This window comes from Serratia sp. GW822-FHT06D09, from assembly GCF_058799515.1.
The window spans coordinates 1-24917 of the sequence record NZ_JBXALO010000012.1 but is presented as its reverse complement, the minus strand read 5'-3'; the positions used below and the strand labels follow the sequence as shown (position 1 = coordinate 24917).

General features: G+C 56.5%; 21 protein-coding genes. 13 read left to right on the top strand and 8 right to left on the bottom strand.

Features of this window, described 5'->3' with window-relative positions; translation table 11 throughout:
• Positions 1-480 precede the first annotated feature (480 nt).
• From uspA to AC1RKG_RS21805, 8 genes are all read left to right on the top strand, one after another.
• Positions 481-927 (top strand): universal stress protein UspA, encoded by a 447-nt coding sequence (gene uspA / locus AC1RKG_RS21840; protein ID WP_012147365.1) that lies wholly within the window; start codon positions 481-483, stop codon positions 925-927.
• Positions 928-1185: 258 nt separating this feature from the next.
• Positions 1186-2529, top strand: coding sequence for an NADP-specific glutamate dehydrogenase (gdhA, locus tag AC1RKG_RS21835; RefSeq protein ID WP_020837438.1), 1344 nt, complete (start codon positions 1186-1188; stop codon positions 2527-2529).
• Between the two features lie 338 nt (positions 2530-2867).
• Positions 2868-3854 carry an autoinducer 2 ABC transporter substrate-binding protein gene (locus AC1RKG_RS21830; RefSeq protein ID WP_020837439.1) on the top strand — a complete coding sequence of 329 codons (987 nt, stop codon included), beginning with the start codon at positions 2868-2870 and terminating at the stop codon, positions 3852-3854.
• A 112-nt stretch (positions 3855-3966) separates the two neighbouring features.
• Positions 3967-5466 (top strand): sugar ABC transporter ATP-binding protein, encoded by a 1500-nt coding sequence (locus AC1RKG_RS21825; protein WP_493183711.1) that lies wholly within the window; start codon positions 3967-3969, stop codon positions 5464-5466.
• Positions 5459-6448 carry an ABC transporter permease gene (locus AC1RKG_RS21820; protein ID WP_046374939.1) on the top strand — a complete coding sequence of 330 codons (990 nt, stop codon included), beginning with the start codon at positions 5459-5461 and terminating at the stop codon, positions 6446-6448. The genes AC1RKG_RS21825 and AC1RKG_RS21820 overlap by 8 nt, the downstream gene beginning before the upstream one ends.
• A 1-nt stretch (position 6449) precedes the next feature.
• Entirely contained in the window at positions 6450-7403 is a 954-nt protein-coding gene (locus tag AC1RKG_RS21815; protein ID WP_020837442.1) for an ABC transporter permease, read from the top strand.
• 13 nt (positions 7404-7416) lie between these two features.
• The gene (locus tag AC1RKG_RS21810; protein WP_020837444.1) at positions 7417-9054 is read left to right on the top strand and encodes an FGGY-family carbohydrate kinase; all 1638 of its coding nucleotides are present in this window, start codon (positions 7417-7419) and stop codon (positions 9052-9054) included.
• Entirely contained in the window at positions 9054-9653 is a 600-nt protein-coding gene (locus AC1RKG_RS21805; protein WP_020837445.1) for a KpsF/GutQ family sugar-phosphate isomerase, read from the top strand. Before AC1RKG_RS21810 ends, AC1RKG_RS21805 begins: the two co-directional genes overlap by 1 nt.
• Positions 9654-9708: 55 nt before the next feature.
• On the opposite strand, the gene AC1RKG_RS21800 is transcribed toward AC1RKG_RS21805, so the two are convergent.
• From AC1RKG_RS21800 to AC1RKG_RS21780, 5 genes are all read right to left on the bottom strand, one after another.
• Positions 9709-11607 carry a bifunctional metallophosphatase/5'-nucleotidase gene (locus tag AC1RKG_RS21800; RefSeq protein WP_262259545.1) on the bottom strand — a complete coding sequence of 633 codons (1899 nt, stop codon included), beginning with the start codon at positions 11605-11607 and terminating at the stop codon, positions 9709-9711.
• A 315-nt stretch (positions 11608-11922) separates the two neighbouring features.
• Positions 11923-12681 carry a 16S rRNA (guanine(1516)-N(2))-methyltransferase RsmJ gene (rsmJ, locus tag AC1RKG_RS21795; protein WP_046374937.1) on the bottom strand — a complete coding sequence of 253 codons (759 nt, stop codon included), beginning with the start codon at positions 12679-12681 and terminating at the stop codon, positions 11923-11925.
• An 8-nt stretch (positions 12682-12689) separates the two neighbouring features.
• Positions 12690-14732 carry an oligopeptidase A gene (prlC, locus tag AC1RKG_RS21790; RefSeq protein ID WP_046374936.1) on the bottom strand — a complete coding sequence of 681 codons (2043 nt, stop codon included), beginning with the start codon at positions 14730-14732 and terminating at the stop codon, positions 12690-12692.
• A 120-nt stretch (positions 14733-14852) separates the two neighbouring features.
• A complete protein-coding gene (locus AC1RKG_RS21785) occupies positions 14853-15314 on the bottom strand; it encodes an HIT family protein (RefSeq protein WP_046374935.1) in 462 nt (153 codons plus the stop codon).
• A gap of 85 nt (positions 15315-15399) precedes the next feature.
• Positions 15400-16842, bottom strand: a complete 1443-nt coding sequence (locus AC1RKG_RS21780) for an amidase (RefSeq protein ID WP_493183710.1) — start codon at positions 16840-16842, stop codon at positions 15400-15402.
• A gap of 109 nt (positions 16843-16951) precedes the next feature.
• On the opposite strand from AC1RKG_RS21780, the gene AC1RKG_RS21775 reads away from it, so the two are divergent.
• Positions 16952-17869: a LysR family transcriptional regulator gene (locus AC1RKG_RS21775; RefSeq protein WP_165366311.1), complete on the top strand. Its 918-nt coding sequence runs from the start codon at positions 16952-16954 to the stop codon at positions 17867-17869.
• Here the strand turns inward: AC1RKG_RS21775 and AC1RKG_RS21770 are convergent.
• Complete coding sequence (locus tag AC1RKG_RS21770) at positions 17861-18268, bottom strand: ASCH domain-containing protein (RefSeq protein ID WP_130016914.1); 408 nt, start codon at positions 18266-18268, stop codon at positions 17861-17863. The genes AC1RKG_RS21775 and AC1RKG_RS21770 overlap by 9 nt on opposite strands.
• A 135-nt stretch (positions 18269-18403) precedes the next feature.
• Here AC1RKG_RS21770 and AC1RKG_RS21765 point away from each other — a divergent pair, with 135 nt between their 5' ends.
• The 4 genes from AC1RKG_RS21765 (at position 18404) to AC1RKG_RS21750 (ending at position 23163) form a co-directional block, all read left to right on the top strand.
• Complete coding sequence (locus AC1RKG_RS21765) at positions 18404-19246, top strand: 23S rRNA (adenine(2030)-N(6))-methyltransferase RlmJ (protein WP_020837454.1); 843 nt, start codon at positions 18404-18406, stop codon at positions 19244-19246.
• 129 nt (positions 19247-19375) lie between these two features.
• A complete protein-coding gene (gene gorA, locus AC1RKG_RS21760) occupies positions 19376-20728 on the top strand; it encodes a glutathione-disulfide reductase (RefSeq protein ID WP_493183709.1) in 1353 nt (450 codons plus the stop codon).
• A 159-nt stretch (positions 20729-20887) separates the two neighbouring features.
• Positions 20888-21382 carry a putative pterin-binding protein gene (locus tag AC1RKG_RS21755; protein ID WP_020837458.1) on the top strand — a complete coding sequence of 165 codons (495 nt, stop codon included), beginning with the start codon at positions 20888-20890 and terminating at the stop codon, positions 21380-21382.
• On the top strand, positions 21379-23163 hold the full coding sequence (locus AC1RKG_RS21750) for an ATP-binding response regulator (RefSeq protein WP_020837459.1): 1785 nt from the start codon (positions 21379-21381) through the stop codon (positions 23161-23163). The genes AC1RKG_RS21755 and AC1RKG_RS21750 overlap by 4 nt, the downstream gene beginning before the upstream one ends.
• Here AC1RKG_RS21750 and AC1RKG_RS21745 read toward each other — a convergent pair.
• Positions 23153-24004, bottom strand: coding sequence for a helix-turn-helix domain-containing protein (locus AC1RKG_RS21745; RefSeq protein ID WP_044554851.1), 852 nt, complete (start codon positions 24002-24004; stop codon positions 23153-23155). The two genes, AC1RKG_RS21750 and AC1RKG_RS21745, sit on opposite strands and share 11 nt — an antisense overlap.
• Positions 24005-24467: 463 nt before the next feature.
• Positions 24468-24917 (bottom strand): autotransporter outer membrane beta-barrel domain-containing protein (locus AC1RKG_RS21740; RefSeq protein ID WP_493183708.1); only part of this gene is annotated, 450 nt, incomplete at its 5' end.

The window sequence follows — 24917 nt, the reverse complement described above, 5'->3', positions numbered from 1 at the left end:
TCTGGAAACACCCCATCGCCATGCAGATGCACACGCGCAGGTTTGATACAGAGGAGAAATGATAAGGCCTATAGTCATTATTGTAGGTTAATGAAACGCAAACTGGCCTGAGCAGTAGATAAAATTTACCGCAAGCCATCCATTTGTCATCCATCTATTGGTTATAACTGATAACCGCCCTGCCTGAGGCCGCCGGAGTTTTCCACTGCCCTAAAGGGCATTTGGGGCTATACTCTGTTTAAGAATGCTTATATTTCAATCGGTCAACCCAGCAACCGCATCATGGGCGATAGGCTTTTCTGCCCAGCGGGTGTAAAACTGACGGTAGGAAGATAAAGAGAGTTTTTTGATGCGGTGCAGTGTGATCGCCTCAACATATCATTGTGTTATCTGAATGATAAAATGAAACCTGAAGCGCCAGGCTGGTACGCTAAATGCCTGCTAACCTTTTAATCGGCATTATATGGAAGGAGTATTCTCATGGCTTACAAACACATTTTGATTGCGGTAGACCTATCCCCGGAAAGTAAAATCCTGGTGGAGAAAGCCGTATCTATGGCGCGTCCGTACAACGCCAAAGTTTCCCTGATCCACGTAGATGTTAACTATTCCGACCTGTATACCGGCCTGATCGACGTTAATCTCGGCGATATGCAAAAACGCATTTCCGAAGAAACTCACCACGCATTGACCGAACTGTCGCAGAATGCCGGCTATCCGATCACCGAAACCCTGAGCGGCAGCGGCGATTTGGCGCAGGTATTGGTTGATGCCATCAAGAAATACGATATGGACCTGGTCCTGTGCGGCCACCATCAGGATTTCTGGAGCAAGCTGATGTCCTCCGCACGTCAGTTGATCAACACCGTGCACATCGACATGCTGATTGTGCCGCTGCGTGACGAAGACGAAAAAGCCGAAGATTAAGTCGGCGCCGCTAAACAGACTTGCCCAACGCCCGCGATTGCGGGCGTTTTTCATTCCGCCGACATCAATAATCGCTTGATAATCAACCGCCCTCCAGTGATATAGTCGCTAAAGACACAACATCCTCCCCCAGGTTTTATCCATACCAATATTTATAAAAATAATGGGGGAAATTAATAGTATTACCCTATGAATTTCGGGCTGTAGCCGGGCAACAACGCGGCAGCTTGAAAGGAAACGGGTATAAAGGAGTTATCCATGGAAAATACCGTATCGGTAGAGTCTTTCTTGTCCTCGCTTCAACAACATAATCCCCACCAGCCGGAATTTTTACAGGCGGTCAGGGAAGTCTTCACTTCGCTGTGGCCTTTTATCGAGCGTAATCCGCGCTATCGCGAATATGCGCTGCTGGAGCGTTTGGTAGAGCCCGAGCGTACCATCCAGTTCCGCGTCAGTTGGGTCGACGATCGCGGCCAGGTGCAGGTCAACCGCGCCTGGCGCGTGCAGTTCAACTCCGCCATCGGGCCTTATAAAGGCGGCATGCGCTTTCATCCTTCGGTCAATTTGTCGATTCTGAAGTTCCTCGGCTTCGAACAGACGTTTAAAAACGCCCTGACCACCCTGCCGATGGGCGGCGGAAAAGGCGGTTCGGACTTTGATCCCAAGGGGAAAAGCCAGGCGGAGATCATGCGTTTCTGCCAGGCGCTGATGACTGAACTGTACCGTCACCTCGGGCCGGATACCGACGTGCCCGCCGGCGATATCGGCGTTGGCGGTCGTGAGGTCGGCTTTATGAGCGGCATGATGAAAAAGCTGTCCAACAACACCGCCTGCGTGTTCACCGGCAAGGGGCTTTCATTCGGCGGTAGCCTGATCCGTCCAGAGGCCACCGGCTATGGGCTGGTCTATTTCACCGACGCCATGCTGCAACGTCACGGGCTGGGTTTTGAAGGCATGCGGGTTGCGGTTTCTGGTTCAGGTAACGTGGCGCAATACACCATTGAGAAGGCACTGGAGCTGGATGCACGTGTGATCACCGTATCAGACTCCGGCGGTACTCTGGTCGATGAAGCCGGCTTTACCACCGAAAAACTGGCCCATTTGGTGGAGATCAAGAATCAGCGCTATGGTCGCGTGGAAGATTATGCCCGCGAACGTGGCCTGACCTATCTGGCCGGCCAGCAGCCCTGGAACGTGCCGGTGGATATCGCCCTGCCGTGCGCCACCCAAAACGAGCTGGATTTGGCTGCCGCACAGACGCTGATCCGCAACGGGGTCAAAGCTGTGGCGGAAGGCGCAAATATGCCGACCACCATTCAGGCGACCGATGCATTCCTGGACGCCGGGGTGCTGTTTGCGCCGGGCAAGGCGGCCAACGCCGGTGGGGTTGCTACCTCCGGGCTGGAGATGGCGCAGAACGCCGCGCGCATCGGCTGGCGCGCCGAGAAAGTGGATGTACGTTTACAACATATCATGGCGGATATTCATCACGCCTGCGTGGAATACGGCGGCGAGGGTAAGCAAACCCACTACGTACACGGCGCCAATATCGCCGGATTCGTCAAGGTAGCCGACGCCATGCTGGCGCAGGGCGTGTTGTAACAGGTTCATAAGGTGATCTTGTTCACACATTGCTAAAATGCTTCAATGCCGGCGCTCAGTCCGGCATTTTTACCCCTGCAAAACCCGATTGCCCTGCCTCATTTGTTTTATATATGTAAATAATTATGGTTTTTATTGTTAATTTTATGATGATTTTTCGTGGTAAAATTACTACCACTGAATTATTAAACAATTAATTAACATTAAAACCGTCATATTTTTACTCCAATGTGCACAGATCACAATTTCCCAACTCTCGTTACGTCCCCTCTTCCATTCCTTTGTAATCTGCTCAGGTGGAAAAACAGCCACCCCTACAGATAAAAAAGGTACAGCGAATGAAATTTAACCTCGCATTATTAAATGCATGTGTGGTTTCTGCGTGCATGTTATCGACAACACCTGCCTTTGCTGCTGAAAAGTACGAGATTGCCGTGGTTGCCAAAGTGACCGGCATTCCCTGGTTCAACCGTATGGAAGTCGGCGTTAACGACGCGGCCAAAAAGCTCGACGTCAATGCCTACCAGACCGGGCCGTCCACCCCAGACCCAGCCGCACAGGTGAAAGTGATTGAAGACCTGATCGCCAAGAACGTCAACGCCATCATCGTGGTGCCTAACGACGCCAAGGTGCTGGAGCCGGTGCTGAAGAAGGCGCGCGAGAAAGGCATCGTGGTGCTGACGCATGAATCCCCGGACCAGCAGATTGGCCAGTGGGACATTGAAACCATCGACAGCGAGAAGTATGCGCAGGCCAACGTCGATGAGCTGGCGAAAGACATGGGCGGCAAAGGCGGCTATGCCATTTATGTCGGCTCGCTGACCGTGCCGTTGCACAACGCCTGGGCGGATTCCGCCATCAAGTACCAGAAAGCCAAATACCCGGACATGTTCGAAGTCACTTCGCGCCTGCCGGTGGCGGAAAGCATCGATAAGTCCTACGCCACCACGCTGGATTTGATGAAAACCTATCCGCAGATGAAAGGCATTATCGGCTTCGGCTCCCTCGGCCCGATCGGTGCCGGCCAGGCAGTCGCCAAGAAGCGCGCCAAGGACAAGATCGCCGTAGTCGGTATTGCCATGCCGGCACAGGCCGCGCCTTACCTGGCACGCGGTGACATCAAGAAAGCCCTGTTGTGGGACCCGAAAGACGCCGGTTATGCCCTGGTGACGGTGGCCGATCAACTCTTGCAGGGCAAAGAAGTGACCAAAGATTTGTCGATCGAAGGTTTGGGTAAAGCCGACGTCGACATGGATAAAAAAGTGATTCGGTTTAATAAAATTCTTGAAGTCACCAAAGATAATGCCAAATCGCTAGGATTTTAATTTTCAGTAATATTACGCCACACCGGGAAAGTCATGAAACAACGAAGGGCGCAATATAGTGCGCCCCGAGTTTCAGTCACTACCATAATAAAAACCTGCACAGGTTAACGCTATGACCACATCCACCGCATTTATCACCCTGGAAAATATCAGTAAGAGATTCCCAGGCGTGCTGGCCTTGGACCAGATCAACCTGACGCTAAATATTGGCGAAGTGCATTGCCTGGCCGGGCAAAATGGCTGCGGAAAAAGCACCATCATTAAAATTATTTCCGGCGTTTATCAGCCGGAAAAAGGCGCCAATATTTCGCTTGAGGGTAAACTTTTTCATTCTCTGACGCCGCAGCTGTCCGGCTATTACGGTATTCAGGTAATTTATCAGGATCTGTCGTTATTCCCCAACCTGACCGTGGCGGAAAATATCGCCATTCACCGCTACCTGCCCGGCGGCCATTTCTGGGTGCGCAAGCAGGTGATGCGCCAGACGGCGCTGGATGCCATGGCGCGCGTCGGCGTGCATATCGATCCCGACAAGAAAGTCGAAAAACTGTCGATTGCCGATCGCCAACTGGTGGCCATATGCCGCGCCATTGCCGCCGACGCACGGCTGGTGATCATGGATGAGCCAACCGCTTCGCTGACGCGGCAAGAGGTCGACGGCCTGCTTCGGGTGGTCAACGAACTGAAAGCGGCGGGCATCTGCGTGGTGTTCGTCAGCCACCGACTGGATGAAGTGATGGAGGTCGCCGACCGCATCAGCGTGATGCGTGACGGCAAGCTGGTCGGCACTTATCCCGCCAGCCAGTTGGACAGCCATGAGCTGGCGTTCCTGATGACCGGCCAACGCTTCCATTACAGCCAACTGCCAGCGCTGGCGTCCACCGACAGCGCACCGCTGCTCGAGGTTCGCAATCTCAGCCGGCGCGGAAAATACCAGGACATCAATCTTTCACTGCACGGTGGCGAGATCGTCTCGATCGTCGGGCTGCTCGGCGCGGGCCGTACCGAGCTGTGCCTCAGCCTGTTCGGCATGACCCGTCCCGACAGCGGAGAAATTCGTATCGACGGCCATCCGGTCCAACTGCACAACAACCGTGAAGCGGTGCGCCAGGGTATCGGCTATGTGTCGGAGGATCGTCTTACGCAAGGGCTGATCATGGAGCAGTCGATCTACGACAACACCATCGTCACGGTCTTCAATCAACTGCACACCTCGCTCGGGCTGCTGGACCATGCCAAAGCGACCGAGCTGGTTAACCGGCTGATTCGCGATCTGAACATCAAGGTTTCCGACAGCGCGCTGCCGGTAAAAACCCTGTCGGGCGGCAATGCGCAACGTATCGCCATCGCCAAGTGGGTGGCAACGCAGCCGAAGATCCTGATCCTTGATTCGCCTACCGTCGGAGTGGACATCGCCAACAAAGAGGGGATCTACCAGATCGCCAAAGATCTGGCCGCGCTCGGCATGGCGGTGCTGATGATCTGCGACGAAATCCCGGAAGCCTATTACAACAGCCATCGGGTGATGGTGATGCGCAAGGGCGAGCTGATCGCCGAGTTTTCGCCGCACCACAGCACCGAACAACAGATCGCCGAGGTGGTGAATGGATAAGTCATTATTGGCCCGCCTGGCCGGCCGGCACGAGTTTTACCTGGGCCTGCTGGTGTTGTTGCTGGCAATAGGCCTGAGCGTCAGCACCAGCGAGTTTCTGACGCTGGGTAACCTGACGGATGTCGCCACCAGCTACGCCATTCTCGGCATTCTCGCCTGCGGCCTGTTCGTGGTGCTGATTGCCGGCGGCATCGACATTTCATTCCCGGCGATCACCGCCATCGCGCAGTACGTGATGGCCAGTTGGGTCATTCAACACGGCGGCGGCTTCCCGCTGGCGTTCGCACTGGCAATGGGCGTCGGCCTGCTGCTCGGGCTGGTGAACGGTTTTCTGGTCTACTGGCTGAAGGTGCCGGCGATCATCATCACCATCGCCACGCTGAACCTGTTCTACGGCTTACTGGTTTACGCCACCAACGGCACCTGGCTGTACGGTTTCCCCGACTGGTTTATGGATGGCATCAGCTGGTTCTCATTCCAGGGGGCCGACGGTTATGACTACGGCCTGACGCTGCCGCTGCTGTGCCTGCTGGCGGTGATTATCGTCACCGGCGTGCTGATGAACTTTACCCGCCTCGGCCGCCAAATTTTCGCCATGGGCGGCAACCGCGATGCGGCGTCGCGCCTGGGGCTGAACCTGCTGCGGCTGCACTTCTACGTTTACGGCTACATGGGCATTCTGGCGGGTATCGCCGCGGTGGTGCAGGCGCAGATAACCCAGTCGGTAGCCCCCAACTCCCTGCTCGGTTTTGAGCTGACGGTGCTGGCTGCGGTGGTGCTGGGCGGCACCAGCATGACCGGTGGGCGCGGCTCCTTGACCGGCACGCTGCTGGGCGTGGTGCTGTTGGCCTTCCTGCAAAACGGCCTGACACTGCTCAGCGTGTCGGCCTATTGGCACCAGGTGTTCAGCGGCGCGATCATTTTGATCAGCATCAGCAGCACCGCCTGGAATGAAAAACGCAAGCTGGCCAAGGAGCTATGACATGATCCAGTTAACCCGTCTGATCCCCAACGATCGGATCATCCGCCTGCAGAGCGCGATCATTATCGCCGTGGCGCTGCTGTTCGCCGGGCTGCTCGGATCGCGCTTCTTCAGCCTCGGCAATTTCCAGTCGATCGCCTCGCAGCTTCCGATCCTCGGCATGCTGGCGCTCGGTATGGGCATTACCATGCTGACCGGCGGCATCAATCTGTCGATTATCGCCGGTGCCAACGCCTGCTCGCTGGTGATGGCAGCCATTATCGTCAGCCACCCGGACCAACCGCTGTTTCTGGCGCTGGCACTGCTGGCCGGGCTGCTGGTCGCCGTCGCCATTGGCGCGCTAAACGGCGTGCTGGTCGCCTGGATTGGCGTTTCGCCCATCCTCGCTTCGCTCGGCACCATGACGCTGATCACCGGCCTGAATATTCTGCTGTCCAACGGCGCGGTGATCTCCGGCTTCCCGGCGGCGATTCAGTATCTCGGCAACGGTAGTCTGCTCGGCATTCCGGTAGCGCTGCTGCTGTTCCTGCTGGTATCCGTTGGCCTGTGGCTATTGCTGGAGCACACCACGCTCGGGCGCAGCCTGTATCTGATTGGCTCCAACGAGCAAGCCACCCGTTTTAGCGGCGTGAACACCGCCCGGGTACAGATTGCGGTCTATATTTTGTCCGCCCTGCTCGGCTGGGGTGCGGCGCTGCTGATGATGGCCAAATTCAACTCGGCCAAGGCCGGTTACGGCGAATCCTATCTGCTGGTGACCATTTTGGCCTCGGTGCTGGGCGGCATTAACCCGGACGGTGGGTTTGGCCGGGTGCTGGGTCTGGTGCTAGCGCTGATTGTGCTGCAAATGCTGGAAAGCGGCCTCAACCTGCTGGGCGTCAGCAGCTATCTGACTATGGCCCTGTGGGGCGGTGTGCTGATCCTGTTTATCGCATTACAGAATCGAAAAGCCTGACTGGAGAAAAACAATGGCGAGCTATTTTATTGGCGTAGATGTAGGCACCGGAAGTGCGCGCGCAGGGGTATTCGATCTCAACGGTCACATGGTCGGGCAGGCCAGCCGAACCATCGACCTGTATCGTCCGAAAGCGGACTTCGTTGAGCAGTCTTCGGACAATATCTGGCAGGCGGTGTGCAACGCGGTGCGCGATGCGGTCAACCAGGCCGACATCAACCCGATTCAGGTTAAAGGACTGGGTTTTGACGCCACCTGTTCTCTGGTGGTGTTGGACAAAGAGGGCCAACCGCTGACCGTCAGCCCGTCCGGCCGCACCGAGCAGAACATCATCGTGTGGATGGATCACCGGGCCATCACCCAGGCCGAACGCATCAACGCCACCAAACACCGGGTGCTGGATTTCGTCGGCGGCATCATTTCGCCGGAAATGCAGACCCCTAAAATGCTGTGGTTGAAACAGCATATGCCGACCACCTGGGCCAATGCCGGTTACCTGTTTGACCTGCCGGACTTCCTCACCTGGCGGGCCACCCAGGACGCCACCCGTTCACTGTGTTCGACGGTGTGCAAATGGACCTATCTCGGCCATGAACAGCGCTGGGACAAAAGCTATTTCAAACAGATTGGATTGGAAGACGTGCTGGAGCACGATGCCGCCAAGATCGGCAGCGACGTCAAAATGATGGGCGAACCGCTCGGCCACGGCCTCACCCAGCGTGCCGCCAGTGAAATGGGCCTGATTGCCGGCACGGCGGTCAGCGTCTCGATCATTGACGCCCACGCCGGGACGCTCGGCACGCTTGGCGCTACCGGGGTTTCCGGTGAAGTGGCAGATTTTAACCGCCGCGTTGCACTGATTGGCGGTACTTCCACCGGCCATATGGCGATGTCCCGTACCGCACGTTTTATTGGCGGCGTATGGGGGCCATATTACTCGGCGATCCTGCCGGAATACTGGCTGAACGAGGGCGGCCAGTCCGCCACCGGTGCGCTGATTGACCACGTGATCCAGTCGCACCCTTGTTACCCGGAGCTGCTGGCACAGGCAAAAACCCAGGGACAGACGATTTATGAAGTGCTGAATGCCCTGCTGCGCCGCATGGCAGGTGAGCCGGAGGAGATTGCCTTCCTCACCCAGGATATTCATATGTTGCCGTATTTCCACGGCAACCGTTCACCACGTGCCAACCCGACGCTGACCGGTACTCTGACCGGGCTGAAGCTGTCGCGTACCCCGGAAGATATGGCCTTGCATTATCTGGCAACCATCCAGGCGATTGCGCTGGGTACCCGCCATATTATTGAAACCATGAACCAAAGTGGCTACAGCATCGACACCATCATGGCCAGCGGCGGCGGTACCAAAAACCCGATTTTCGTGCAGGAACATGCCAATGCCACCGGCTGCGCCATGCTGTTACCGGAAGAGAGCGAGGCGATGCTGTTGGGGGGAGCGATGATGGGCACGGTGGCGGCCGGGGTATACGACACGCTGCCGGAAGCCATGAGCGCCATGAGTCGCATCGGTAAAACCGTGACGCCACAGACCAACAAAATCAAACGCTATTACGACCGTAAATACCGCGTGTTCCATGAGCTGTATAACGACCACATGAAATACCGCCAACTGATGCAGGAGGAAGCCTGATGCAGCAGGAATGGCAGCGGGCCACTGAAGCCTGGGCAATCTACAGCCGGGAACTGGCACAGCTGAGCCAGCGCATCGACGCACAAAGCTGGCAACGGTTGCTGACGGCATTGGCCGAGTGCCGGGGGAAAATCGTGGTCACCGGCGTCGGGACTTCCGGTATTGCGGCACGCAAGATAGCCCATATGCTGGCCTGCGTGGAACGGCCAGCCATCTACCTGAACGCCACCGATGCAGCACACGGCGATCTGGGCTTTTTGCGCAGCGATGATTTGATGATTCTGATTTCGCGCGGTGGAAATTCCGACGAATTGACCCGCCTGCTGCCAACGCTGCAGGCCAAGGGTGTGCCGCTGATCGGCGTGACGGAAAATCCGGATTCGGCGATCGCCAAAGCAGCACGGTTGGTGATCCGCACCGGGGTAGAAAATGAGATAGATCCACTGAATATGCTGGCAACGACGTCTATCGTGCTGGTATTGGCAATCTTCGACGCGGCCTGTGCCTGCCTGATGGAACGCAGTGGCTACGACAAAGAAACGTTGCTGGCGGTACACCCAGGCGGTGACGTCGGCAAGCGCTTGCTGCAGGGGAAGTAATCCACGGGTGTTGTTGGTAGGGCTCAGCATACCTACGCCGAGCCCATTATCTCTATCAGGCTTTGTTAATCGCCTCGAGAATCACTAACCGATCGCTCAGGCGTTTTTTCGCCACCGGATCGCTGGCGGCGGCCAATTCTGCCTTCAATGCCGCCTGTTGCTGCTGACGGGCCTTCGGCTCGCCGATCAGCAGTGGCTTCACGTTGAACGACGCGACATTGCCGTAACGCCCATCTTCACTGGTAGGTACGCTGATTTTGCCGTCGTTCAGCAGTTTTTCGACGATTTTACGCTCACGTTCGTAGCCTTCCAACCCAACCAACTGCCAGCGCTGCACCGCCTGTCCCTGATACTGGCCTTTTTTCACTTCGGTCAGATAACGGATAGTCAGGTTGCGGATGGTTCCGGCCTCTTCGCCATATTCAGCCTTGCTGTCCGACAATACCGGGAACTGCATGCCTTCCAGCGCGCCGCCTTTTTGCGTCAGGTGCCCCATGCGATAGCTGTTCATGCCCAGACGGATCGGCGTGCTGTCAGTCACCGGCGTGCCGTCGGCCATGCGCAAATCACGGATGCGCTGCCCGACCGGTTGGCGCAGGTCGATTTTATAGGTCACGCCATCGAAGAAATCATTGGTGGAATACTTGGACGCGCGGCGCTGCGGGTTGAAGCTGTAGGTCACATCGCCGTCCTGCAGCTGATTGAAGTAGCCCGCCGACCATTCCATGTACTTCTTCAGCTCTTTGCCACTGAGTTGGTACACGGTGATCTCGCCGCCGGCATATTGATAATTGAAGGCGATATCTTTGGCCGTGATGGTGCCGACGTTTAATTTCGGCCGGTCATTATCAATCTGCAGCGCGATCACCTGCGCCTGTGGCGCATAGTAACGGCTGGCTTCCTGATACAGTTTGCTGATGCCGGTATCCTGCACGTGTACCTGCGGGATCCCCTTCACCGCATCCGGCGGCACCAGATCCTGGCCGCTGAGCTGGGCAATAGGCCGGTTGGCGTTGGCGCGCAAAATCTTGTGATAAGGCTGATAAATCTCTTCCAGCTTTTTATCCGACGCAATGCCTTTGATTGGATAGGTATAGCTGTCTTTGTTGATCAGCACGTACTTGCCGTTGTGCTGCTCAAACTGCAAATCGATGCGCGACAGCGCACGGCCATATTTGTCCGGTTCGGTAACGATCACGCCGTTAATCACTTCTTTATCGACTTTTACGTGCATGTGCCCGGCGACGATCGCCGCCAGTTCCGGGTTCGCACGAGCGATATCGCCAACGCCGGTACCAGGGCGCTGGTTCTCGTTGTCGATGCCCATGTGCGCCACCAGCACGATAGCGTCCACTTCACCCTGAATTTGCTGAATGACCTGCTTCACCGCCTGTACCGGATCGGTAAAATTCAGCCCTTTCACCCGGTCGGTGCCTTTGGCGAACTCTGCGGTCATCGGCGTATCCATGCCAATAATGCCGATTTTCACTCCCTGACGTTCAATGATTTTATACGCCGGCAGGTAGGGTTTGCCGCTCTCCCACAGAATATTGCCGGCCAATGCCGTGCCCTTGAACTGGTTCAGTGAGGTGGAAAGCGGTTTGAGGCCGAAATCGAATTCATGGTTACCCATCACCCAGACGTCATAGTCCAGCGCGTTAAACCCGAGGATCATCGGGCTGGTTTTGTCGTTTTTAAAAGTCTCGACAAAGTTGCCCTGGATGGTGTCGCCGGCATCGACCAGGATCACGTTGGGCTGCTTCGCGCGTACCTGTTGCACCTGAGTGGCGATTTGGCTCAGGCTGCCGGCCAGGTTTTCGGTGTCGGTCGAATAATCCCAGGGCACAAAGGTACCGTGCAGATCGGACGTGCCGAGGATGGTGATATTGACTGGTTCAGAAGCCATTGCAGAGGTACCCAGGCAAAGCAAAACAGCAAGGAGTGTTTTCTTCATTATCATCTAATTATAGGGAGGGGAACGAACAGGAATCATGCGATCTGGAACACAAGCTTGCCAGTATCTTTGCAAGGTAAAAAATAAAATTGGGAGGTGGATCAATGAATACCTCCCTATTTCGCCCTCTATGCCCTAAATAATTGGCGTTGTATCAAGGCGGCAAGTTTGTCAGTCCCCAGGAGCTTACTCAAGTAAGTGACTGGGGCGCACAACAAATCTGTCGGGAACAGATTTGAACAACGTTTGCGTTGGCCCCGTTACGGGGCGAGGCCCATGGACGGGCCGAGTAATGCAGCCAACACAGATACAGCCTCAAGTATGAAGGGGATAGGGCATATAAATATCGAAACGGTGACTTTTGGTGGTCGAGGCCGCATGCGCGGGCACGTTAGCCAATGGTGGAGCATAATCCGGCCGTTTAACCACCACGCGCTTGGTCGCCAGACGGCGTGCCGGCTCCAGCAGACCATCGGCATCGTCGTCGCTGCCCACCAGCGACTGGAACACCCGCATCTCTTTCTTCACCAGCGCGCTTTTCTGCTTGTGCGGGTACATGGGATCCAGGTACACCACCTCGGGGGGTGAATCGAGCTCGGCTAACGCCGTCAGACTGGAGGCATGCAGCAGAGTCATGCGCTCGCGCAGCCATGGGCCGATTTCCGCATCCTGATAGCCGCGTTGCAGTCCATCGTCCAGCAAGGCAGCCACCACCGGATTACGCTCCAGCATCCTTACCCGGCAGCCCAGCGAGGCCAGTACAAAGGCATCGCGCCCCAGCCCTGCCGTAGCATCCACCACGTTTGGCCGATAGCTGCCCTTGATGCCGACTGCTTTCGCCACCGCTTCGCCACGCCCGCCGCCAAAGCGGCGTCGGTGCGCCATAGTGCCGGAAATGAAATCGACGTAGATCGCCCCCAGCTTGGGTTCGTCACGCTTACGCAACTCCAGACGTTCCGGCGTCAGCACCAGCGCCATCGTCGCGTCGTCGTCCGAAACCAACTGCCAGCGTTCCGCCAGAATAGACAAGGCGCCGGGATCGGCGCCTTCTTCACACAATAAACACACGCTCACCGGTGGGGTTATCCTTTAATGCCGTAATGGCGCAGCATAGCATCCAGCTGCGGCTCACGGCCACGGAAGCGTTTGAACAGTTCCATCGGCTCTTCGGAACCGCCACGCGACAGGATGTTGTCGAGGAAGGATTTACCGGTTTCGGCGTTGAAAATCCCCTCTTCTTCAAAGCGCGAATAGGCATCTGCCGACAACACTTCTGCCCACAGGTAGCTGTAGTAACCCGCCGCGTAACCGCCGGCAAAGATGTGGCTGAAAGCGTGCGGGAAACGGCCCCAGCTTGGAGAAGGCACAACCGCCACCATTTTTTTCACTTCTGCCAACGTCGGCAGGATCTGCGCACCTTTCTCAGGGCTGTATTCGGCGTGCATGCGGAAGTCGAACAGGCCAAACTCCAACTGACGCAGGATGAACAGCGCAGCCTGGTAGTTTTTGGCGGCCAGCAACTTGTCCAGCATCTCCTTCGGCAGCGGCTCACCGCTTTGATAATGGCCGGAGATAAACGCCAGCGCTTCCGGCTCCCAGCACCAGTTTTCCATAAACTGGCTCGGCAGTTCGACCGCATCCCATGGCACACCGCTAATACCGGAAACACCGGCGGTGTCGATTTGGGTCAGCATATGGTGCAGACCGTGGCCGAACTCGTGGAACAGCGTGGTCACTTCGTTATGGGTGAACAGCGCCGGCTTGTCGCCCAGCGGACGGTTGAAGTTACAGGTCAGATAGGCAACCGGTTTTTGCAGCTCGCCGTTGGCCTTGCGCAGGCTACCGACACAGTCATCCATCCAGGCCCCGCCGCGCTTGTTTTCGCGGGCATACAGGTCGAGGTAGAAGCTGCCGCGCAGCTCACCGTTAGCGTCGAACAGATCAAAGAAGCGCACTTCTGGATGCCAGGTATCCACATCCTTACGCTCTTTGGCAGTGATGCCATAAATGCGTTTCACCACTTCGAACAGGCCTTGTACCACACGTTGTTCCGGGAAGTAGGGGCGCAGTTGCTCGTCGCTGATCGAGAACAGGTGCTGTTTTTGTTTTTCGCCGTAATAGGTGATGTCCCAGGCTTCCAGCTCATCCACACCGTAATGCTGTTTGGCAAAGGCACGCAGCTGCGCCAGTTCCTGCTCGGCCTGCGGACGGGCGCGTTTGGCCAAATCACTCAGGAAACCCAGTACCTGCTCCGGGTTTTCCGCCATTTTGGTCGCCAGCGACTTGTCGGCGTAGCTGTCAAAGCCCAGCAACTGGGCCAGTTCGTGACGCAACGCCAGCGTTTCCGCCATCACTTCACTGTTGTCCCATTTGCCGGCATTTGGCCCCTGATCGGAGGCGCGGGTAGCGAAGGCACGATACATTTCTTCACGCAGCGCGCGGTTATCGCCATAGGTCAGCACCGGCAGATAGCTTGGCATATCCAGCGTCAGCAACCAGCCTTCCTGCTCTTTGGCCTGTGCCATCGCCTGAGCCTGAGCCAGCGCGCTTTCCGGCAGGCCGCTCAGTTCGGCTTGATCGGTGATCAACTTGCTCCAGCCCATGGTGGCGTCGAGCACGTTGTTGCTGTAAGTGGAACCCAGTTCGGAAAGGCGTGCGACGATCTCGCCGTAACGACGCTGTTTTTCCGGCGACAGGCCAATGCCCGACAGTTCGAAATCACGCAGCGCGTTTTCTACCGACTTGCGCTGCGGTACCGTCAGTTGATTGAAGGCTTCGCCTTCTTTCAGGCTACGATAAGCCTGGTATAGCCCTTCGTGTTGCCCTACCCAGGTACCGTACTCAGACAGCAACGGCAGCGCCTGCTCATAGGCAGCACGCAGTTCCGGGCTGTTTTTCACCGAGTTCAGATGGCCGACCGGTGACCAGATGCGCGACAGGCGATCGTCAGACTCCGCCAGCGGCTGACACAGGTTATCCCAGGTAAATGGCCCCGGTTGCGCGACAACGCGCTCTACCGCAGCGCGACAGTCGTCCAAGGCGGATTGCACCGCAGGCACGATATCTTCTGGGCGAATGGCGGAAAACGGCGGCAGGGAAAACGGAGTCAGCAACGGATTTGTCATAGGGCAGTCCTGATTAGCGTTGGGGCCCGCCACGACGGGCAGGCCTTAAAATGCGTATGAATATCTAACATGGTGCCAAGCGGCAGGAAAATCAATGGCCCGGCGTTGATAGATAGTGCCTTAAACCGCACTCTGACGGATCTTCGCGGCCAGCACGGCCAGATGCTCGTCGTCAGCGCGCGCCGCGTCGTGGGACGAAAGGTAACCCTCATAGCGGTCGAAGAATTTCGCCGAGGTCGATTCGATAGGCTGCCACTGTTCCAGCGCAGCGGTACCGTGCATCGGGATCAGCTTGGCATGCACATGGTCGACGCCAAAACCTTCGAACACCATGCCGCAGCGGCCCACGTCGTCAAACGCCCGGTCGAGCAACTGCGCTACCCGCTTGGTCGCCAACATCAGCTCGCTGAGTACCTCGTCCGGCAACGCAAAGGCATAGCTCTCATAGTGCGCCTTGGGGATCACTACGCTGAAACCCTCGGTATTCGGATAAATGGAAAGGAACGCCATATGACTCTCGTCTTCCCAAATTTTATGGCACGGCACTCTGCCCGCCACCATTTCGCAAAAGATGCAGCTCATCGTCTCCTCCTGAATGGGATGGCGAGCCAAGAGCCCGCCGCAAAAAGCCTTTCAGCAACATAGCGGATATTTTGCCTTTTGACTGCTATTCCCCTGCATTTCCCGCCCAAACGGCCGGACGCCGTTGATGCCACGGCGCTGCCCGTTCCAGCTGCCCTGCCAACCGCAGCAGTTGATCTTCGCGGCCAAAACCGGCAACAAATTGCATGCCTATCGGCAGATTGTGCTGCGCATCATGCGCCAGCGGCACCGACATCGCCGGCACGCCTGCCACATTAAACACCGGCGTGAACGGTGAATGATCGAATAAATGCGCGGTCCACTCCAGGCCACTCATATCCGCCGTTCCGGTACCGTAGCGACCAATGCGCCAGGGCAAGTCAGGCATGGTCGGGGTCAACAACAGATCGTACTGCTGGAAATAGGTGCCCACGGCACGAGTCACCCGGTTACGCACCTCAAGCGCCGCAACCATATCCACCGCCCTGGCGGCCAACCCGTAGCGGTAACAGGCCAGCGTTTCCGGCTCCAGCATGTCGGTTGAAATCGCGCGTCCGGTGGTTTGGCTCAACCCCTCAACCCAACCGACCAGATTGGCGCACCAGATCTGCGCATTGGCGAATACCAGTTCCTGCCAGCTGACGCCGATCGGCATCTCCGCCTCAGTGACCTGATGGCCCAGCTCGCTCAGCAGCACTGCGGTGTCGTTGGTGGCCTGAACGATTTGCGGTGCAGTTTTCCCGCCATTCCACGCCTGAGTCATCATGCCAATACGCAACCGACCAGGCTCGCGGGTGACCTGTGACAGCCAGCTTTCTGGCTGCGGTGCCGTGTAATAAGGTTCGCCGGGATGGGGATGTTGTAGCGCATCCAGTAAAGCGGCACTGTCGCGTACCGTGCGACTCAGCCCCAATTGAACGCCAAAGCCGTTGAACACTTCATCCATCGCCGGACCATGTGATACCCGGCCGCGCGTCGGTTTAAGGCCGAACAACCCATTGGACGAAGCAGGCACGCGAATAGAGCCTGCAGCATCAGTGGCATGCGCCATAGGCACGACCCCGGCAGCAACCGCCGCGCCAGCACCGCCGCTGGAACCGCCCGCGCTGAAATCAAGGTTCCAGGGATTGCGCGTAGCACCGTAAAGCACCGCTTCGGTGGTGGTACTGAACGCCATCTCCGGCGTGGTGGTTCGGCCAAAGGTCACCAGCCCCGCGCGATGGATATTGCGCATCAGATAACTGTCTTCCGCGGCAATCTGCCCCTGCGCCAACCGGCTCCCCAATTCAAGACGCTTGCCGGCCATGCTGATGGCGATATCCTTGATCAGAAAGGGAACGCCTGACAGCGGGCCGCGCCTCTCCCACTGAGGTTGTGGCCAATGCTCCACCACCGCGTTGATCGCCGGGTTTACCGCCTCAACCGCAGCCCTCGCCGTTTGCTGCAGCTCTTGCGCACTGACTTCACCCGCCTGTACCAATGCTGCCAACCCCAGCGCGTCGTAGCTAACGTACTCGCTCAGTTTCATCGTCTCTTCCTTCATCCGTTATGGTTTCGCCGGCTTTTCCGACGTCCGTTCCACGGTAGGAGGATTGGCGCTATAGTTGAAATTGATAGATTTAATACGAGGAATAGTTATCAACAATTTAAAGCGGGTCGATCTCAACTTGCTGGTCACGCTGGAAGCGCTGCTCAGCGAACGCAACGTGACGCGGGCGGCGGCACGCCTCAATCTGAGTCAGCCGTCGGTCAGCATTCAACTGGCCAAACTGCGCGAGATTTACCATGATCCCCTGCTGCTGCCCGGCCCGCGAGGGATGTTGCCCACGGCGCGCGCGCTAAGCCTGTTGACGCCTCTGCGCCAGACGCTGGCCGACCTCGGCCGCCTGCTGGCGCCGGAACACCCCTTTGATCCGCTGCTGGCTGAAATGACCTGGCAACTGGCCGCCGCCGACGCCGCCGAATATGCCATCCTGCTGCCGATGCTGCCCAAACTGCGGCAGGCAGCACCCCAATCCCGCCTGGCGATCCGCGAAGCATCGCCGAAACACATGAGTCGCGATCTGGCGGATGGCGTGATCGACCTCGGTTTTTTGTCCCGGGAAGAAGCCCCCGCCGAGCTGCGCCACCGGCAGTTGTTTCGCGAGGAGTACCTGCTGGTAGGCCGCCGTGACCATCCGTTGTTGCAAAGCCCCCCTTCGCTGGAGCAGTTTTGTCAGTTGGAGTTCGTGATGGTTTCGCAAGACGGCGGCGGTTTTCGCACCCTGATTGACACGCTGTTGGAAGCGCAGGGATTAGCGCGGCGTGTAGTGATGTCACTGCCGCACTTCCTGTTCATCCCCGCACTGCTGGCGAGATCCGATATGGTCGCGATGCTGCCTTCACGCATGCTGGGCGAACTGCTTGGCGACCTGCGCACCTGGCCGGCCCCCTTGGCAATACCCGGCTATGACATGGTAATGGTGTGGCATGAACGCTCGCACCTGGATCCGGCCCATGGCTGGTTACGTGAGCAGGTGGTCAACGCCCTGGAGTCCCCGTCGATATCACTGTAAAACTTCAACCAGCTCAAACTGTTGAAACACCAGCCACATCTGGGGCGAGAACGTGCCTTCACGCGTAAAAAAATCCTGGTGCCCCTGCCGCCAGAACGCCAGGCTCTTATCCCCCTCACCTTCCTGTGCCGCCATCTCGGCCGTAACGTCACAATAGCGAATCAGCTTCAATGACAGGATCCTGATGACGCAGGCCGGTTCGCCGCGGCCGTCAAGCACGACGTTGTAATCCCCGAGCATCGGCTGTTGCTCTTGCCGATATGCAAGATAAGAACAGCAGGTGGCGGTTTTTTGCTCCTCAAGCACCCGTTGCAACAGCTCGTCCGCCAGCATGGGGCTGTCGCCGAACGCCCAGCGAGACGCGCCAGGGTATTTAGCCAAAATGGCCGCTTTAGTCATCGCCTTTCTCCTTGATTGAAGGGCTGAGGTCACGCATTTCACTTTTTCCCGCCCAGACAGTTTATACTGTGCAGAATATAAGCCTTTATTCTGTTCAGCAGGCTCCGTCGGGAGCACAAGGAATTACCACAAGCCATGTTAAGTTACCGCCACAGTTTCCACGCCGGCAACCACGCCGACGTGCTTAAGCACACCGTTCAAAGCCTGATCATCGAATCGCTGAAAGAAAAAGAGAAGCCGTTCCTGTACCTGGATACCCACTCCGGCGCAGGTCGCTATCAGCTGAGCGGTGAACACGCCGAGCGCACCGGGGAATACCTGGAAGGCATCGGTCTGCTGTGGCAACGTGATGACCTGCCGCAAGAGCTGGCAGCCTACATGAGCGTAGTGCACAACTTTAACCGCACCGAAAGGCTGCGTTACTACCCTGGCTCGCCACTGATTGCCCGTCAGCTGCTGCGTCCGCAGGATAAAATTCACCTGACCGAACTGCACCCGAGCGACTTCCCGTTGCTGCGCAGTGAGTTCCAGAAGGACGAGCGTGCCAAGGTGCAACGCGCCGATGGCTACCAGCAGTTGAAATCCCAACTGCCGCCGCTGTCGCGCCGCGGGCTGATCCTGATGGACCCGCCGTACGAAATGAAAACCGATTACCAGGACGTGGTTAAAGGCCTGCAGGAAGGCTACAAGCGCTTTGCCACCGGCACCTACGCGCTGTGGTACCCGGTGGTGATGCGCCAGCAAATCAAGCGCATGCTGAAAGACCTGGAAGCCACCGGCATCCGCAATATTCTGCAGATCGAACTGGCGGTAAGACCCGACAGCGACCAGCGCGGCATGACCGCCTCAGGCATGATTGTGATTAACCCGCCGTGGAAGCTGGAACAGCAGATGAAAAACGTGCTGCCATGGCTGCACAAAACCCTGGTGCCGTCAGGCAATGGCCACCATTTGGTGAACTGGGTAGTGCCGGAATAAGCTTCCGGGGCGCGGCCTGCCGCGCCTTTACCCCACCTATCACAGCCATTGACGCAATCTTTGCGACAAACCTGCATCAGGCGTTAAACTCTTACGCTCTTCGATTCACACAATTCATGGAAATCCCAGATGACCAAACATTACGATTATCTAGCAATTGGCGGCGGCAGCGGCGGCATCGCATCGATCAACCGGGCAGCCATGTACGGCCAGAAATGCGCACTGATTGAAGCCAAAGAACTGGGCGGCACCTGCGTAAACGTGGGTTGTGTACCGAAAAAAGTTATGTGGCATGCGGCGCAAATCGCCGAGGCCATCCACCTGTACGGCCCGGATTACGGTTTCGATACCACCGTCAACGCGTTTGACTGGAAGAAGCTGGTCGCCAACCGCACCGCTTATATCGACCGCATCCATAATTCCTACGACAACGTGCTGGGTAAAAACAAAGTCGACGTGATCAAAGGCTTCGCGCGCTTTGTCGACGCCCACACGGTGGAAGTGAACGGTGAAAAAATCACTGCCGACCATATCCTGATCGCCACCGGCGGCCGTCCAAGCCACCCTGACATTCCGGGTGCAGAATACGGCATCGATTCAGACGGTTTCTTCGATCTGGACGCCATGCCAAAACGCGTTGCGGTGGTGGGTGCTGGTTATATCGCAGTAGAAATCGCCGGCGTGCTTAACGCGCTGGGGGCTGAAACCCACCTGTTCGTGCGTAAACACGCGCCACTGCGGAATTTCGACCCGATGGTTGTCGAGACCCTGGTGGAAGTGATGAACACCGAAGGGCCAAGCCTGCACACGGAATCCGTGCCAAAAGCCATCGTCAAAAACGCCGACGGCAGCCTGACGTTGCAGTTGGAAAACGGCAAGGAATTCACCGTCGACAGCCTGGTGTGGGCGATTGGCCGCGAACCGGCAACCGATAACCTGAACCTGGCCGTTACCGGGGTGAAAACCAACGAAAAAGGCTACATCGACGTCGATAAATATCAAAACACCAACGTAAAAGGGATTTACGCCGTGGGCGACAACACCGGCGCCGTCGAACTGACTCCGGTTGCCGTAGCCGCAGGCCGTCGCCTGTCCGAACGCCTGTTCAACAACAAGCCGGAAGAGCACCTGGATTACAGCAACATCGCCACCGTGGTGTTCAGCCACCCGCCGATCGGCACCATTGGCCTGACCGAACCGGAAGCGATTGAGAAATTCGGTGCGGACAACGTGAAAGTGTACAAATCTTCCTTCACCGCCATGTACAGCGCCGTAACGCAGCACCGCCAACCGTGCCGCATGAAGCTGGTCTGCGTGGGCAAGGAAGAGAAAATCGTCGGCCTGCACGGCATCGGTTTCGGCATGGACGAGATCCTGCAGGGCTTTGCCGTAGCCATTAAAATGGGCGCGACCAAGAAAGACTTCGACAACACCGTGGCGATCCACCCGACCGCCGCAGAAGAGTTTGTGACCATGCGCTAAGCTTGGGCACCCGCTAAAACTCAGGCCAGGTTAACCCCCTGGCCTTTTCTTTTGGTCCTCTTTACCCTTTACTTCGACACAAACCTTCATTTTCTGCCATTATTTTGCCTGATATATGGGCAAGGCTCATGCAAGCATCCGCGACTCTGGAGAACATTGATGCTGTTCAATCTGTTTAAAAACACGCTGTGGGCATTTTTTGCGCTGGCCATCCTTCAAACCAGCGCGCTAAGTTTCACCCTGGAAGTCGCGGGAAACATCGAAAACACCACCGATCCGGTAAAGAAAAGCTATCTGTTTACCGATAAACAACTGTTGGCAATGCCGGTGCGCAGCATCACCACCTCTACCTCCTGGACGCCGCAAAGAAAGTTCGAAGGGATTGGCGTGGCGGACATTTTGGCGCGCGTCGGCGCCAAAGGCAGCACGCTGACATTTTATGCGCTGAACGATTATTACATCGACGTGCCGCTGTCAGATGTCGAAAAATACAACATGATTTTGGCTTACAAAATGGACGGCGTCATGCTGAAGATCAGAAACTTCGGCCCGCTGTTTTTGGTTTACCCGAGGGATGCCGCCGGGCCTGAGTTAAATTCTCCGCTCTACAACTCGCGCTTCATCTGGCAAGTGGACAGGATCGTAATCAAATGAAGCTCACAGGGTTTAAAAGCGGCAGCAGGCTGGCGATCCCGGCTATCTTTGCCGCACTGTTTCTGGTTGCCTCTACGGTGACGCTGTATTACTACAGCGCGACCCTGTCGAAAAAAGGGTTGTATGCTATCGCCGGCACGCAGGAAAATTACTCCTGGTCGATCGCCAAATTCTCGATCAAGCTGGCGGAATTCGACACGCTGGTCGAACAGTTGAAAAACGCACCGCAGGTGGATAGCGAAGACCTTCGGCTCAAATTTGAAATCCTTTATTCGCGTTTTTACGTGCTGGAAACGGTCTCCGAATCCACCCAGCCGCTGTATGCCGAACCGGGTTATCCCGAAGTGGTCACGCACATGCGCGAGAAAATGGATCAGATTGATAATTTGCTAAACAGCCCGAAAATTGATTTCTCTCTGATTTCGCAGGCGATGAAGCAAATCAAGCCCTATGCGATTGAGATGGCTAACCTGACCGATCATGCCGAAGTGAAGCAGCGCACCGCTGCCTACGAAGACTATATCGAGAAACGACACATCATTTTCTATGGTCTGGTGATCGTGATGTTTTCAGTGATCGCGCTGATCGCCATCACGCTGATTGTGCTGCGTCAGCAGCGCCTGACTATCCGCCAGCAGGCCAAGGCCATTGAGGCGGAAAAAGCCACCCGCACCAAAAATGCCTTTCTGGGCGCCATCGGCCACGAGCTACGCACCTCGCTACAGAGCATCATGTCCGCCATTGATGTGCTGGTGAATACCCAGGTATCGGCCGAGCACGCGGACACTTTCCAAAGGCTGGAAACCGCCGCACAGCAAATTGAAAGTCAGATGAAAGACCTGACCGATTACGCCCATCTCGACAGCGGTATGATGGAACTGCGTATCGCTCCCTTCGATGCCCAGCGGCTGGTTGAAGAAACGGCGAATGAAATCAAAACGCTGCGCCAGAAAGATCAGGTCACTTTGCTGTGTGAAGTGGAATGCGGCCATCTGCAGATACATTCCGATCCGCTGCGTATTCGGCAAATTATCGTCAATCTGCTGACCAATGCGTTCAAATACACCGAAAGCGGCACCATCACGCTGCATAGTTGCTTGCGCAGCCAGGCTACCGGCAGTTCGCTGATTATTGAGGTCACCGACACCGGGATTGGCATCGAAAAGGGAATGCTGGATCAGATATTCCGGCCCTTCACCCAGCTTGATCAATCACATACCCGCCAGTATGGCGGCGTCGGCATGGGGTTGGCGATTGTGCACGGGCTGGTGACGCTGCTCAACGGCACCATTACCGTCTACAGCGAGATCAAAAAAGGCAGCACCTTTATCGTCAGCATTCCGGTAGAAGTCAGTCACGAGGAGGAGTTGGGTGAAACACCGCTCCACCAGCAAAGTTTGCCGCAGAAACAGCAGCATATTTTGGTCGTCGATGACAATAAATCGGTGAGTGACGCCTTCTCGGCGCTGCTGGACAAGCTCGGCTATCAGCATGAGTTGTGCAACTCGTCTGAAAGAGCGCTGCAAAAACTGCTGCGGCGTCCTTACGACGCGTTGCTGCTGGATCTGCAAATGCCGGGAATCGATGGGGCCGCACTGGCTAAAAAACTGCGTGACCAACGTGGCCCCAACCGCCATATCCCGATTATCGGCATCAGCGCCTACACCCCTGAGCAACTGTCTGTCGAACAGCGGGCGCTGTTCGACAACTATTTAATGAAACCGGTTCGGCTGGACGCCTTGTCTTCCGCACTGGCTTCACTGCTCGCCGCTAAAGGTTGAAGCACCGCAACAATGCGGCTTCGATAACGTGGAGCCGCACGGGTTTCTCATAGGGACCAAGCACGTCATAGTCACGCATCGCCCTGGCGATTTCAGACTCCCTCTGGTCGGTACCCAACTGACCGGTCAGCACTAAAACCGGCGCGTCTGGGTTATCCGACGCGCGGATGGTTTCAATACAGCGATCTGCCGTTTCCTGACCGATCAACCAGTCGACCACGTAACCATCGAACAGGCTTTGCTGCAGTGCCTGACAAAAGCTGCTGACGTCGTAGAATGCCACGGCATGGAAACCGCGCCCGTTTAGGTATTTGGTCAACTCATCGGCCGCCAGATGCGAATCATCGAGCACCGCAATGCTCAAACGCTCGTCTTCGACGGCGGCGGGGCGAACCTCTATCAGTTCCACACAATAGCGTTGCCCTTGCGGTGCATCATCCGCGCGATAAATGCCCCATTGCCCAGCCTGCTGCAGTGCGACATATTCCGCAGTCCGCCCGCCAATCAGCTCATGGCCGATATAACCGACGCAGGCTAATTCCACCCCGCCCACGTAAAAGATGGCATCACGTGCAATAGTTTGCGCGGAGACGTCATGTTCAGCACCGGTATCTACGATCGCAGCCGGCGTTTCCCCTAATGCCGCCGCGACGTCGTTAATCTGCTCCAGAGTCCAGGGACTTTGCCCTTTCAGCTTGCGATGCGCATGCGAAAAACTCAGATCCAGAATACGGCTGAGTTCCTTGGCATGCTGCCGCTTACCAATCCCATAATGTACAAACAGTTCCCTGACCCGGTTTGCAATCGACTGTGAATCGAATTTCTGATGATTGTTATCCATTTTTTCCTTCGATTTTTTTTGCTGTTTTTTCAGTCGTTTTCATACTTGCCGTGCAAAAAAGCGATCTAAAACTGGTATATGGTACAATGTATTATCTAAACATTGCTTGACATACCACATTATATAGTCAAACATGGTATCAGAAGAGACACACAGCAACACCACAATAAAAATATAACAATAGTGAAATCGCATCACCAATAATCACAATAACACCAGGGAAAGCTCATTTCGGTTGCTGTACTGAGAGAATGTATGCAACAGACCCTCACCGAAACTTGAGCCGTAGCGCTAATCTGTTTTACCCGCATTTGAACCGAGATCCGCAAGGGTCTCGGTTTTTTCTTGCCTTATTTTTACCTTAACCCTCCCGCTCCACGCCGCCTGCGGGGAAACCATGCAAAAAAATAGGGCCAGCAAGCTGGCCCTGTGGGTTTAAATCCCGAAAGTGAAATGTGTTGGATCAGAACTTCCAGGTAAAACCGGCGTTGACGCTGTTGTCCTGATAGTTTTGCGACAGCAGCCCGCCATAACCCAGCGACAGCGTGGCGTTCTTGTTCACCGCCACTTCCGCACTGGCTTTCAGCACCGCACCGTCACGCGACGCCGACACGCTGTTCACCACGAACGGTGAGCTGCCGCCGTTGAACTTCAGCCCGGTACCGCGATCCAGATCGCCGTACTGATGCTGCCAACCCAGCTCGCTGCGCAGCGCCACCGCAGTGGTTTTGCTCGCCTGCCACTCGGTGTCCGCACGCAGCCCCAGCGTCGAGACCGTCGCGTCGGTGTGTTGCTTGTCACCGTGCAGCGCCGCCGCCCCACCGTCTTCCGCGATGCCGTTGTTCTGGAAGTTGATGTACGCCAGGTTGGCGAACGGCTCCAGATTCACCCAGGCCGCTTTTATGCTGTATCC

Bases quoted from the DNA above. Each gene is read 5' to 3' on its own strand.
- AC1RKG_RS21810 (WP_020837444.1), top strand. From the start codon at position 7,417: ATGGCGAGCTATTTTATTGGCGTAGATGTAGGCACCGGAAGTGCGCGC.
- AC1RKG_RS21820 (WP_046374939.1), top strand. From the start codon at position 5,459: ATGGATAAGTCATTATTGGCCCGCCTGGCCGGCCGGCACGAGTTTTAC.
- AC1RKG_RS21780 (WP_493183710.1), bottom strand. From the start codon at position 16,842: ATGAAACTGAGCGAGTACGTTAGCTACGACGCGCTGGGGTTGGCAGCA.
- AC1RKG_RS21800 (WP_262259545.1), bottom strand. From the start codon at position 11,607: ATGAAGAAAACACTCCTTGCTGTTTTGCTTTGCCTGGGTACCTCTGCA.
- AC1RKG_RS21770 (WP_130016914.1), bottom strand. From the start codon at position 18,268: ATGACTAAAGCGGCCATTTTGGCTAAATACCCTGGCGCGTCTCGCTGG.
- AC1RKG_RS21755 (WP_020837458.1), top strand. From the start codon at position 20,888: ATGCTGTTCAATCTGTTTAAAAACACGCTGTGGGCATTTTTTGCGCTG.
- AC1RKG_RS21815 (WP_020837442.1), top strand. From the start codon at position 6,450: ATGATCCAGTTAACCCGTCTGATCCCCAACGATCGGATCATCCGCCTG.
- AC1RKG_RS21805 (WP_020837445.1), top strand. From the start codon at position 9,054: ATGCAGCAGGAATGGCAGCGGGCCACTGAAGCCTGGGCAATCTACAGC.
- AC1RKG_RS21785 (WP_046374935.1), bottom strand. From the start codon at position 15,314: ATGAGCTGCATCTTTTGCGAAATGGTGGCGGGCAGAGTGCCGTGCCAT.
- gdhA (WP_020837438.1), top strand. From the start codon at position 1,186: ATGGAAAATACCGTATCGGTAGAGTCTTTCTTGTCCTCGCTTCAACAA.
- AC1RKG_RS21825 (WP_493183711.1), top strand. From the start codon at position 3,967: ATGACCACATCCACCGCATTTATCACCCTGGAAAATATCAGTAAGAGA.
- gorA (WP_493183709.1), top strand. From the start codon at position 19,376: ATGACCAAACATTACGATTATCTAGCAATTGGCGGCGGCAGCGGCGGC.
- uspA (WP_012147365.1), top strand. From the start codon at position 481: ATGGCTTACAAACACATTTTGATTGCGGTAGACCTATCCCCGGAAAGT.
- AC1RKG_RS21830 (WP_020837439.1), top strand. From the start codon at position 2,868: ATGAAATTTAACCTCGCATTATTAAATGCATGTGTGGTTTCTGCGTGC.
- prlC (WP_046374936.1), bottom strand. From the start codon at position 14,732: ATGACAAATCCGTTGCTGACTCCGTTTTCCCTGCCGCCGTTTTCCGCC.
- AC1RKG_RS21745 (WP_044554851.1), bottom strand. From the start codon at position 24,004: ATGGATAACAATCATCAGAAATTCGATTCACAGTCGATTGCAAACCGG.
- AC1RKG_RS21750 (WP_020837459.1), top strand. From the start codon at position 21,379: ATGAAGCTCACAGGGTTTAAAAGCGGCAGCAGGCTGGCGATCCCGGCT.
- AC1RKG_RS21765 (WP_020837454.1), top strand. From the start codon at position 18,404: ATGTTAAGTTACCGCCACAGTTTCCACGCCGGCAACCACGCCGACGTG.